The following is an 11,532-nucleotide window of genomic DNA, read 5'->3' as shown; positions in this document are numbered from 1 at the left end:
CGGGGGGTACCGGGCGCGGCACCGGCCGGGGCGGCCCGTGCGGGCCCCGGGGTGTGCGCGGGTCGTGGCCGGGTGAGGTCTCAGGCGACACGGCGCAGCGCGTCGGCGGGGCGCAGCCGGGCGGCTCGCCAGGCTCCGAATGCTCCCGCGACGAGGCCGCCCGCGACGGCCAGCGTCACCGCCGACGCGATGACGCGGAGGTCGACGGGTGCGGTGAGCGCGATCTCCAGGGCTCGTTCTCCCTCCTGCCCCAGCAGTCGCGCGGCGCCACGCCCCGGTCCGCGGCCGGCGGCAGCCGCACCGGGAGCCGCCCCCAGCGACGCGGTCAGTGTCGGGCTGACGGCGGTCACCGCGTACGCGCCGGCGCAGCCGAGGGCGATGCCCAGCCCGCCGCCGAGCAGCCCGTTGGCCAGAGCCTCCCCCATCACCTGGCGGGTGACCCGGCCGCTGCGCCAGCCCAGCGCCTTGAGGGTGCCGAACTCGCGTACCCGGCGGCCGACCGCCGAGGACGTGAGCAGTCCGGCGACGAGGAAGGCCGCGGCCAGCACGGCGTAGGACAGCCATCTGCCGACGCCTTCGGCGAGGTCCGCGGCCGTGCCGAGGGAGCCGGAGACCGTCTTGGCCAGGTCCGCCGAGGTGGTGACGGTGGTGTCCGGGATCTCCTTCAGCACGGCCGCCTTCACGTCCTCGATCCGCTGGGAGTCGGTGGCCCTGACGTAGACGGTGGTGATCGTGTCCTCGGCGTCGGCGAGTTCCTGCGCGCGCGCCAGGGGGATGTAGACCTGGGCGGCGGGCTGTCCGCTGTCGGCTGTGGCGATGCCGACGACCTCGAAGCCGGTACCGGCCACGTCGAGGCTGTCGCCGACCGCGATGTCCTCGCTTTCGGCGTGTGCGCTGTCCACGACGGCGACATCGGCATCGGTCTCGTCCTCGCCGAAGCCGCGTCCGTCGGTGATGGCGGAGGAGGTCAGCGGGCCCAGGCCGGGTGTGCGGACATCGGTGCCGTAAAGGGTGTGGGTCTCGACCCGGAAGTCGGCGCCGCCTCCCTCGACCCGGTCGCCCTGTTCCCCCGGCCCGCCCCGGCCACGCAGTTCGCCCCGGGCGAACTCGCCGTCCACCGTGACGGAGTTCAGGGCCAGCCCGCCCACCGCCGCGGCCACGCCGTCCTGCTCCGCGATCGTGTCGACCGTGTCCGCGCCGAGAGTCTGGAAGCCCTGAACGACAAGGCGCTGGTTGCTCTGCTCCTCCCCCTCCTCCCCGGCGTCGAACCTGAAGCGGGGGCGCCGGGACTGTTCGCCCTCCTCCCGTGGTTGCTGCGCCTTGGTGACGGTCATGTCCGTGCCCAGGCCGTAGAGGGACTCCAGGACCTCGTCCTGGGCTTGTTTCATCCCGGTGGAGACGGAGCTGACGACGATGACCAGCGCGATGCCGAGCGCCAGTCCGGAGGCGACGAGAAGCGCCGCCTTTCCGCGGCGGCGCAACTCCCGCCGGAGGTAGGTGAGGAACATGCGCGAGAACGTAGGAACGCTCGCTGACGTTCGGCTGAGGGTCTGGTGAGAGACGCGTGAGAAGTCACCGCCCCCGTGGGGCCGGCGGGAGCGCGCTCCCGGCACGCCGAAGGCGGCGGGCGCGGCGTGTGGGCCGCGCCCGCCGCCTTCGCGGGGGCCGGTTCCGGCGGGGTCGGAGGAGCCGGGGAACGGGCGGGGGACCGACCGGCCGTCAGAGGGCGGATCCGGCCTTCCAGTCCTCCCAGGCCATGTTCCAGCCGTTGAGCCCGTTGTCCGGGGCGATCTGCTTGTCGGGCGAGTTCTTGACCACGACGACATCGCCCAGGAGCGAGTTGTCGTAGAACCAGGCACCGTCCTGGCCGGGGTCGTCCGCGCCCTGGACGTCGTTCAGGCCGACGCAGCCGTGGCTGGTGTTGACGCTGCCGAAGACCGAGTCGGCGCCCCAGTAGTTGCCGTGGATGAAGGTGCCGGAGGTCGACAGGCGCATGGCGTGCGGCACGTCGGGGATGTCGTACTCGCCCTTGCCGTCGTCGTCGGTGAAGCCGACGGTCGCGCCGTTCATCCGGGTCTCCTTGTACTTCTCGGATATCACCATCTGACCGTTGTAGGTGGGGGTCTCGGGCGCGCCCGCGGAGATCTTGAAAGTCTTGACGGTCCTGCCGTCCCTCACGACCTCCATGGTCTTGGTGTTCACGTCGACGGTGCTGACCTGCGAGCGGCCGACGGTGAAGCTGAAGCTCTTGTCCTGGACGCCGGTGATGCCGTCGGCGCCCTCGACACCGTCGAGGTTGAGGTCGACGGTGACCTTGGAGCCGGACGTCCAGTAGTCCTTGGGACGGAAGTCCAGGCGGGTGTCGCTGAACCAGTGGCCCACGACCTCCTGGCCACCGGTGGTGTTGACCTCGATCGCGGCCTGGACGTCCTTCTTGTTGGTGATGCCCTTGTCGAAGTTGAGGGAGACGGGCATGCCGACGCCGACGGTCGAGCCGTCCTCGGGCGTGAAGTAGCCGATGAAACTGTTGCCGGGCGAGACCGTGGTGAAGGAGGAGTTCTCCAGCACCTTGCGGCCGTCGGGGTCCTCGGCCTCGGCGGAGATCGTGTACCGGGTGGCGCGCTCCAACTGGCCGTCGGGCTTCCAGCCGCTGCCGTCGGAGGCGAGGGTGCCCTCGACCTCCTGGCCGGTCGCGGCGGCCTTCATGGTCACCGAGGTGAGTTTGCCGCCCTCCACCCTGACCTGGGCCGCGTGGATGCTGGCGTTGTCCGCGCCGTCCTTGGGCGTGATGAGTATTCGGGCGTCGGAGGACTTCTCCGCCGCCGCCCTGTCCACCTGGGCCTGGCCCTTCTCCGGCTCCTTCGAGGACTCCGCGCCGGGTCCGCCGCCGCTTCCCTCGCCCCCGCACGCCGACAGTGTGAGCACTCCGCCGAGCAGTGCGGCCGTCGCCGCGATGCCCCTGCGGCGCTTGCCGTCCCTCATCACACGCTTCTCCATCCGCTCACGAACCCCTGGCTCCCCGTTCCGCGCCCCACGCCGTCCGGTGAGGGCGAGGCGGGACGTCCACCCCGTGGCCGTATCCACGAGAACGCGAGGGAGCCGTGACCCGTTCCACCCAGGGTAGGACTGTGGGGTAAGACACCCGTCGGTCACCAGGGGTTGCACTGGTGGACGAGGAATTCCCCGGCTGTTCCGGATCGTTACCGGCAGGCCGCTCCCCGTGACAGCCGATCACATCACAGCACTTTCCTTCCGCCGCAGGACTTATGCGGCAACGTGACCGATTTCTCATGAGGTGGCCGGGCAACGGAGGCCGCCCCGCGACGGCGGCACTTCCCGCGGCCCCCTCCCCCTCGTTAGCATCGGTCGCAGCACCGCCGATCCGCTGCACCGCCGATCCGCTGTACCGAGGGGGCTTTCCCGTGCGAGCACACCGTCGACCGCTGGTGACCGCCGCCGTCGCGGGCGGCCTCCTGTGCGGTCTGTGGTTCGTACCGTCCGCGAACGCCACCGGTGAGGGCGAGCCGGCCGGAGCCCCGGTCTCCCGTGCGCAGGCCGGGGCCCAGGCCCGGACGCAGACCGGTTCCGGGGGCGAGGTGCTGCTGGCCGACACCGGTAGCTTCGACACCACGCCCTACCTCGTCGGCGGTCTCGGCTTCCTCGGCGCGGGCGCCGCCCTGCTGGTCAACGCCCGCGCACGGGCCGGCCGCGAGGGGCTCACGCCAGCGGCCCGGTGACGGCCTCGACCGCCGCCACCAGCCCTCCCGTGCGGACGAACGCCTCCGCCGCCGCCAACTCCGGCGCCAGATAACGATCTTCCCCCGGACCCCGTACCCCGGCCTCGCGCGCCGCGGCCACCGCCGCGGAGGCGGCGGGCGAGGGGGTCAGCCCGTCCGCCGCGCGCAGCTCGACCGCGCGAGCCGCGGCGCACAGCTCCACGGCTACCACGCGGGTCAGCCCGTCGACGGCGGTGCGCAGCTTGCGGGCGGCCGACCAGCCCATCGAGACGTGGTCCTCCTGCATCGCCGAGGACGGGATCGAGTCCACCGAGGCCGGGACGGCCAGCCGCTTCATCTCGCTCACCAGCGCGGCCTGGGTGTACTGGGCGATCATCAGCCCCGAGTCCACCCCCGCGTCGCCCGCCAGGAAGGGCGGCAGCCCGTGGCTGCGGGCGCGGTCCAGCAGCCGGTCGGTGCGGCGCTCGGCGATGGAGGCCAGGTCGGCCGCGGCGATGGCGAGGAAGTCCAGCACGTAGGCGACCGGAGCGCCGTGGAAGTTGCCGTTGGACTCCACCCGGCCCTCCTCGGGGAGCACCACCGGGTTGTCCACGGCCGCGGTCAGTTCCCGCTCCGCGACGGCTCGGGCGTGCGCCAGGGTGTCGCGCCCGGCGCCGGCGACCTGGGGCGCGCAGCGTACCGAGTAGGCGTCCTGTACGCGCGGGGCGTCGTCCTGGTGGTGACCGGTGAGACCGGAGCCGGCCAGGATCTTGAGCATGTTGGCGGCGGAGGCGGCCTGGCCGGGGTGCGGGCGGACGGCGTGCAGCTCGGGCGCGAGCAACCGATCGGTGCCCAGCAGCGCCTCCAGGGTGAGGGCGGCGGTGATGTCGGCGGACGTGAACAGCCGGGCGAGGTCGTCGCAGGCCATGACCAGCATGCCGAGCATGCCGTCGGTGCCGTTGAGGAGGGCCAGCCCCTCCTTCTCCCGCAGCTCGACGGGGGCCAGCCCGTGCTCGGCCAGCAGCTCGGCCACCGGCCGCACCCGCCTGTCGGGCCCCTCGGCCTCACCCTCGCCCATCAGGGCCAGCGCGCAGTGCGACAGCGGCGCCAGGTCGCCGGAGCAGCCGAGTGAGCCGTACTCGTGGACGACGGGTGTGATGCGCGCGTTGAGCAGGTCCGCCATGGCGCGGGCCGTCCCGGGCCGCACCCCGGTGCGGCCAGAGGCCAGCGTCTTCAGCCGCAGGAACATCAGCGCCCGCACCACCTCGCGCTCCACGCGCGGGCCCATGCCCGCGGCGTGGGAGCGGACGATGTTGCGCTGGAGCCGCACGCGCAACTCGGCGGGAATGGGTCGGACGGCCAGGGCACCGAAGCCGGTGGAGACGCCGTAGACGGGGTCGGGGGACGCGGCCAGGTCGTCGACGACCCGGCGGGCGGCGGCGAGGGCGGCCAGCGCCTCGTCGGACAGTTCGACGCGGGCCAGGCCGCGGGCGACGGCGACGACATCCTCGGCGGTAGTGCCGGAGGGGCCGATCACCACACGGTTCTGCATATCCATATTCAGGAACACTAAAGAGTGAATCGAATTCTGTCACGACCCTGCCGGGCCGGACCGCACGCCCTGCCGGACCCGCGTAAGCCACCGGACCCGCGTGCGGACGCTCACACGTCCAGGCCGCGCAGCCGACGGCGGTCGCCGGGGGCTCCGATCCGTCCCTGCTCGGCCCGGTCCGCCAGGCGGACCACGGCGTCACCGGGGCCCTCGGGGCCTTCGGCCGCCCCAGCGCCCTCGCGCCCGGCCACCACCGGCTTGTCGGTGCGGGCGGCCTTGGCCCGGTACTGGGCCGCGTCGGCGAGGCGGAACAGCCGGCGGGCCGAGCGGACCGGGCCTATCGGGTCGCCCGTCGAGGCGACTCCGCAGGCCACTCCCTGTCCCGTCTCCAGCTCCGCGGCCCGCAGGCACACCTCGTCCGCCACCCGGACCACCTCGTCCGCCGGCGGCCCCACCGCCAGCAGGCAGAACTCGTCCCCGCCCAGCCGGGCGGCCAGGGTGCCCGGAAGCATCGCGCCGCACAGGGACAGCACCGAGGCGAAACGTTCCAGCAGCCGGTCACCCGCCTCGTGGCCCAGCACGTCGTTGACCCTCTTGAGCCCGTTGACGTCGCAGACCAGCAGGCTGACCACCGTCCCGTCCGCGCGGTGCCGCTCCAGTGCCTCCTCCAGCCGGACGTCCACCGCCCGGCGGTTCGCCAGGCCGGTGAGGGGGTCGGTGAAGGCCAGCAGGCGCACCTCCTCCAGCCGCTCGGTCTGGGCGATCCCGGCCGCGATCACCGACGCCAGCGCCTCGGCGAAGTCCGCGTCGGCCCGGTCGAAGACCGGCCGCCCGATCTCGCGCGCCACGTACAGCTCACCCCACGCCCGCCCGTCCACGACGACCGGTGCGACCACGCAGCAGCCCCGCCCCCGCCGGCGCAGCGCCGGCGGCCGGGTCTCCCGGGGTGCCGCGGGGCCGTACCGGGAGACCCGGCTCCCGCCGTCGGCCGTCTCCACCCAGGCACGCGTCCCGGCCCCCGGGCCCGCGCCGCGGCACAGGCCCGTGATTTCGGGGAAGTCGTGGATCGGGTACGTCTCGTCCTCGGGGAACTCCTCCTCGTCCCCGCGACGCTCGCCGGTGTTCACCAGCACCCGCAGCAGACCGCGCTCGCGCTCCCAGACGGACAGGGCCGCGAAGGAGCCGTCCAGCGCGGCCCGCGCGCCCTCGGCGGCGGTGCGGGCGGCATCGCGCAGGGTGTGGGCGGCGGCCATCTCCTGCGCCAGCCCCACCACGGTCCTCAGCCGCGCGTCGTCACCCATGCCGTACCCGATCCACACGACCCAGGTTATGGGCCCTCGCTCCGGGTCGCCGACCGGTGCGCACCGGCCCGCTCCGGCTTCACCGGGCTCGTGCCCGCTCGTGGCCGGGTCACTCCCCCGGCCATCGCGGGGCCCGCTTCTCGTTGAAGGCCGCGACCCCCTCGGCCCGGTCGCCGGAGAACGCCACCGAGCGCCAGGCGGCGTCCTCGACCTCCAGACCGCCGCGCAGATCCATCCCCCATCCGGTGCGCAGCGCCCGCTTGGCCGCACGCAGACCCGCCGGGGAGTTGACCGCGATGCGCCGGGCCAGCTCCAGCGCCTCGGCCCGGTCCTCGCCGCGGGCCGCCAGGAGGTCGACCAGGCCCAGCTCACGGGCCTCCTCGGCCTCCACCCTGCGCGCGGTGAAGATCAGCTCGGCGGCGCGGGCCGCGCCCACCCGACGCGGCAGGAGCTGGGTGCCGCCGCCACCGGGGATCACCCCGACCGACACCTCCGGAAGGCCGACCACCGCGGTGGGGTCCGCGACGATCAGGTCGCAGGACAGCGCCAGCTCGAAGCCGCCGCCCAGTGCGAACCCGTGCACGGCCGCGATCACCGGCACCGGCAGCTCCAGCACCCCGGTGTAGGCGGCGCGGGCGTACGGCCGCTGCCGGGACAGGTCGGCGTCGCTGAGGGAGTTGCGCTCCTTCAGGTCCGCGCCCACGCAGAACGCCCGCTCGTGGGTGGAGGAGAGCACCACGGCGCGCACCCGCCGGTCGCCGGCGAGCGCGGCGCAGGCGTCCCCGATGTTGCGGGCCATCTCGGTGGAGACGGCGTTCATCGCCTTCGGCCGGTCCAGCACCAGCTCGGCGACGTGTCCGTCCGGCTCCCGCCGCACCGCGACCCACTCGCCGAACCGCTCCTCGCCCACGCCCTCGTGCACGCTCACGTCGTCCACACAGCCCTTCCGGTTAACGATCGCTCACTGGTGTACGGGCGCATCATGCCATCCGCCCCGCCCGGCGGGTCCAGGGGCGAGCGGTCAGTAACCGGGAGCGCGGCGGGTCAGCAGCCAGGGCTCGATGACGCCGAGACCGCGCACCGGGCGCTGGTAGAGGGGCTGGAACGCGAAGCGGTACGCCGCGTCGGCGCCCGTCTCCTTCTCCGACTCCGGCGCCTCCCCCGCGGCCACCAGCTCGGCGCGCAGCGCGCCGTCCACCAGCACCGTGTCCTTGGGCGCTATCGAGGTGAGCCGGCTGGCCAGGTTGACCGTGTTGCCGAACACATCGCCCATCCGGGTGGTGACCGTACCCAGGGCCATGCCCACCCGCAGCTCCGGCATCGTCGCGTCGTTGGCCAGGGTCTCGATCAGCCGCAGCCCGATCTCGGCCGCGGTGCCCGCCTCGTCGGCGACGTAGAGCACCTCGTCGCCGAGCGTCTTGATCAGTCGGCCGCCGTGCGCGGCGACCAGGTCGGCCGCGGTGGTCTCGAACGCCTCGACCAGCTCGCCCAGCTCCTCCTCCTCCAGCCGGCGCGTCAGCCGGGTGAAGCCGACCAGGTCGGCGAAGGCGACCGCCAGGCGGCGGTCCACCATCTCCTCGTCGTCGGCCGCCTGCACCACCCGGCCGGTGGCGGCGGCCAGCTGCCGCCGCCAGACGTAGACCAGGAACTCCTGGAGTTCCGGCAGCAGCAGCTCGACCAGCGGGTAGGCCACCTCGGTGCGGGTCATGCCCGGCTCGGGCGGCTCGGTCAGCCCCTCCAGGAAGGAGTCGATCTGCCATTCGGCCAGCCGCGCGGTGGTCTGCCCGGTGGACCGCGCCACCTGCACCGCCATCGCCTCACTGAGCAGTCCCGCCTCCACCAGACCGGCCAGCCGCCGCAGCGCGATCACGTCCGTCTCCGTGAGCGCCCTGGCCTGGCCGATGTCGGCGAAACCCATAGCCCGCCAGAAGCGGGCGGCCAGCTCCATGGGGACGTCGGCGGCGCGGGCCGCCTGGAAGGGCGTGTACTGCCGGCCCGCGCCGAGGATCAGCTGCTCGATGCGGAGCGCGAGGGGGTCCTCCTCCGGATGGGCCGGTTCATGGGCCGCCTCACCGTCCGTCGTCGGCTCTTCGGCTGGGGTGCCCGAGTCGTCCACTGCCCTTCCGTTCCACTCACTGCCGCCGCGCCCGCCGCGCTGGGTCGCCTCAACGATACGGCAGGTGTGCTCTGGCTCACTCTCCCGGCGACCGCCCCCGCGCTTCCTCCGGACCGGGCCTGAGGTGCACGATGTCACCCGCGCCCACCGGCTGCTGCACGCCTTCGCCGCCGGCCAGGACCAGCCGCCCGGCGTCGTCCACCGCGACCGCCTCGCCCAGCAGCTCGCGCTCCCCGGGCAGCACCGCGCGCACCCGCCGACCCAGCGTGACGCAGCCCGAGGTGTACGCCTCGCGCACTCCGCTCGCCTCCGGATCACCGACTGCCTCCCGCCAGCGGCCGTACCACTCCTCCACGGAGCGCAGCACCGCGCGCAGCAGGGTGTCGCGGTCGGTGACACGCGCGCCCGCCAGGGCCAGGGAGCCGGCCCCGGGCACCGGCAGCTCCTCCTCGCGCAGCGTGGCGTTGAGGCCGATACCCAGCACCACCGCGGCAGAGCCGCCGGGGCGCTCGACCCGCTCGGAGAGGACGCCGCCGATCTTGCGCTCCTCGTCCCCGGAGCGCACCAGGACGTCGTTGGGCCACTTCAGCACCACGTCCGCCCCGGCGGTGCGGGACAGGGCGGAGGCGGTGGCGACCCCGGCCAGCAGCGGCAGCCAGCTCCACCGGTCGGCGGGCGCGGTGGGCGCCAGCAGCACGGAGAGGAAGAGCCCCGAGCGGGCGGGCGCCGTCCAGGTGCGCTCCAGCCGCCCGCGCCCGGCGGTCTGCCGCTCGGCGACGAGCACCTCCCCCTCCCGTGCCTCGCCGCGGACGGCCCGCGCGGCGAGATCGGTGTTGGTGGAGCCGGTGGAGTCCACCACCTCCAGGGAGGTCCACAGCGATGCGGGCCGCACCAGCGCACGGCGCAGCGAGGCGGCGTTCAGCGGGGGCCGTTCCAGGTCCGACCAGGGACTGTCCGGCGGGTCGTTCGGTGTCATGCAAGACAGATTAGGTGTGGCAAACGCCGCACCGCCGGATCACTCCCGCGCCGATACGCTACGAGTCGGTAGCCAGACGCCACGACGAGGAGCCGCAGCCCGTGTCCGAGCAGCAGAGCCCAGCCCCCGAGGACCAGGATCGTCACACGACCGCGGGCAGGATCGCGGATCTGCGGCGGCGCATCGAGGAGGCCACGAACGCGGGTTCGGCGCGCGCGGTGGAGAAGCAGCACGCCAAGGGCAAGCTGACCGCCCGCGAGCGGATCGAACTGCTGCTGGACGAGGGGTCGTTCACGGAGCTGGACGAGTTCGCCCGGCACCGCTCGACCAACTTCGGCCTGGACGCCAACCGCCCCTACGGCGACGGTGTCGTCACCGGCTACGGCACGGTCGACGGCCGCCCGGTGGCCGTCTTCTCCCAGGACTTCACCGTCTTCGGCGGCGCGCTGGGCGAGGTCTACGGTCAGAAGATCGTCAAGGTGATGGACTTCGCACTGAAGACCGGCTGCCCGGTCATCGGCATCAACGACTCCGGCGGCGCCCGCATCCAGGAGGGCGTGGCCTCGCTGGGCGCGTACGGCGAGATCTTCCGCCGCAACACCCACGCCTCCGGTGTGATCCCGCAGATCTCCCTGGTGGTGGGCCCGTGCGCGGGCGGCGCGGTCTACTCCCCGGCGATCACCGACTTCACGGTGATGGTCGACCGGACCTCGCACATGTTCATCACCGGCCCCGACGTCATCAAGACGGTCACCGGCGAGGACGTCGGTTTCGAGGAGCTGGGCGGCGCCCGCACCCACAACTCCACCTCCGGCGTGGCGCACTACCTGGCCTCCGGCGAGGAGGAGGCGGTCGAGTACGTCAAGGCGCTGCTGTCGCACCTGCCCTCCAACAACCTCTCCGAGCCGCCCGCCTTCCCCGAGGAGGCGGATCCGGAGACCTCGGAGACCGATCTCGAGCTGGACACGCTGATCCCGGACTCGGCCAACCAGCCGTACGACATGCACGGCGTGATCGAGCACGTGCTGGACGACGGAGAGTTCCTGGAGACCCAGCCGCTGTTCGCGCCGAACATCCTCACCGGCTTCGGCCGGGTGGAGGGCCACCCGGTCGGGATCGTCGCCAACCAGCCGATGCAGTTCGCCGGCTGCCTGGACATCGACGCCTCCGAGAAGGCCGCGCGCTTCGTGCGCACCTGCGACGCCTTCAACGTCCCCGTGCTGACCTTCGTGGACGTGGCGGGCTTCCTGCCCGGCACCGACCAGGAGTACGGCGGCATCATCCGGCGCGGCGCCAAGCTGATCTACGCCTACGCCGAGGCGACGGTGCCGCTGATCACCGTGATCACCCGCAAGGCGTTCGGCGGCGCGTACGACGTGATGGGCTCCAAGCACCTGGGCGCCGACCTCAACTTCGCCTGGCCCACCGCCCAGATCGCGGTGATGGGCGCGCAGGGCGCGGTCAACATCCTGCACCGCAGGACGCTGGCGGCCGCGGGGACGGACGAGGAGCGCGAGGAGCTGCGGGCCGGGCTGACCGCCGAGTACGAGGACACCCTGCTCAACCCGTACGTGGCCGCCGAGCGCGGGTACGTGGACGCCGTGGTGGTGCCCTCCGAGACGCGCCGCCACATCGTGCGGGGGCTGCGCTCGCTGCGCAACAAGCGCGAGTCGCTGCCGCCGAAGAAGCACGGCAACATCCCGCTCTGACCACCCTGCCCCCTGTGACCAGCCTGACCGCTCCGAACACCCTGACCGCCCGCGACAGCGAGGAGACCGTGACGTGATCAAGGTCGTACGCGGCAATCCGACCCCCGAGGAACTGGCCGCCGCCCTGGCGGTGGTGCGCACCCGGGCCGCGGCCCTCGCCGC

Annotated in this window: 10 protein-coding genes; 3 read left to right on the top strand and 7 right to left on the bottom strand. The window is 73.3% G+C overall.

From position 1 onward, the window contains the following. Positions 1-80: 80 nt before the first annotated feature. Both LJ221_RS20540 and LJ221_RS20535 read right to left on the bottom strand, forming a co-directional pair. On the bottom strand, positions 81-1,508 hold the full coding sequence (locus LJ221_RS20540; protein ID WP_241718203.1) for an ABC transporter permease: 1,428 nt from the start codon (positions 1,506-1,508) through the stop codon (positions 81-83). 211 nt (positions 1,509-1,719) lie between these two features. After that, positions 1,720-2,997, bottom strand: coding sequence for an Ig-like domain-containing protein (locus LJ221_RS20535; protein ID WP_241718202.1), 1,278 nt, complete (start codon positions 2,995-2,997; stop codon positions 1,720-1,722). A gap of 425 nt (positions 2,998-3,422) precedes the next feature. Between LJ221_RS20535 and LJ221_RS20530 the strand changes: the two genes are divergently transcribed. Then, positions 3,423-3,737, top strand: coding sequence for a hypothetical protein (locus tag LJ221_RS20530; protein WP_241718201.1), 315 nt, complete (start codon positions 3,423-3,425; stop codon positions 3,735-3,737). Here LJ221_RS20530 and hutH read toward each other — a convergent pair. The 5 genes from hutH to LJ221_RS20505 form a co-directional block, all read right to left on the bottom strand. Then, on the bottom strand, positions 3,718-5,274 hold the full coding sequence (gene hutH, locus LJ221_RS20525; protein WP_241718200.1) for a histidine ammonia-lyase: 1,557 nt from the start codon (positions 5,272-5,274) through the stop codon (positions 3,718-3,720). The two genes, LJ221_RS20530 and hutH, sit on opposite strands and share 20 nt — an antisense overlap. Before the next feature lie 104 nt (positions 5,275-5,378). Beyond that, the gene (locus LJ221_RS20520; RefSeq protein ID WP_241718199.1) at positions 5,379-6,569 is read right to left on the bottom strand and encodes a sensor domain-containing diguanylate cyclase; all 1,191 of its coding nucleotides are present in this window, start codon (positions 6,567-6,569) and stop codon (positions 5,379-5,381) included. A gap of 109 nt (positions 6,570-6,678) precedes the next feature. After that, positions 6,679-7,479: an enoyl-CoA hydratase/isomerase family protein gene (locus tag LJ221_RS20515; protein WP_241718205.1), complete on the bottom strand. Its 801-nt coding sequence runs from the start codon at positions 7,477-7,479 to the stop codon at positions 6,679-6,681. A 111-nt stretch (positions 7,480-7,590) separates the two neighbouring features. Continuing rightward, entirely contained in the window at positions 7,591-8,685 is a 1,095-nt protein-coding gene (locus LJ221_RS20510; RefSeq protein ID WP_241718198.1) for an adenylate/guanylate cyclase domain-containing protein, read from the bottom strand. Positions 8,686-8,761: 76 nt separating this feature from the next. Further along, positions 8,762-9,661 (bottom strand): biotin--[acetyl-CoA-carboxylase] ligase, encoded by a 900-nt coding sequence (locus LJ221_RS20505; protein WP_241718197.1) that lies wholly within the window; start codon positions 9,659-9,661, stop codon positions 8,762-8,764. A gap of 101 nt (positions 9,662-9,762) precedes the next feature. Between LJ221_RS20505 and LJ221_RS20500 the strand changes: the two genes are divergently transcribed. Next, the gene (locus LJ221_RS20500) at positions 9,763-11,370 is read left to right on the top strand and encodes an acyl-CoA carboxylase subunit beta (RefSeq protein WP_241718196.1); all 1,608 of its coding nucleotides are present in this window, start codon (positions 9,763-9,765) and stop codon (positions 11,368-11,370) included. 73 nt (positions 11,371-11,443) lie between these two features. Next, positions 11,444-11,532: acyl-CoA carboxylase subunit epsilon (locus LJ221_RS20495; RefSeq protein ID WP_241718204.1), on the top strand; the 89-nt coding region annotated here is incomplete at its 3' end.

Source organism: Streptomyces sp. CNQ085, assembly GCF_022614595.1.
GTDB lineage: Bacteria > Actinomycetota > Actinomycetes > Streptomycetales > Streptomycetaceae > Streptomyces.
This window is presented reverse-complemented; position numbering and strand designations above follow the sequence as displayed.

Coding starts and splice junctions, on each gene's coding strand:
- LJ221_RS20540 (WP_241718203.1), bottom strand. CDS start 1,508: ATGTTCCTCACCTACCTCCGGCGGGAGTTGCGCCGCCGCGGAAAGGCG.
- LJ221_RS20535 (WP_241718202.1), bottom strand. CDS start 2,997: ATGGAGAAGCGTGTGATGAGGGACGGCAAGCGCCGCAGGGGCATCGCG.
- hutH (WP_241718200.1), bottom strand. CDS start 5,274: ATGGATATGCAGAACCGTGTGGTGATCGGCCCCTCCGGCACTACCGCC.
- LJ221_RS20520 (WP_241718199.1), bottom strand. CDS start 6,569: ATGGGTGACGACGCGCGGCTGAGGACCGTGGTGGGGCTGGCGCAGGAG.
- LJ221_RS20505 (WP_241718197.1), bottom strand. CDS start 9,661: ATGACACCGAACGACCCGCCGGACAGTCCCTGGTCGGACCTGGAACGG.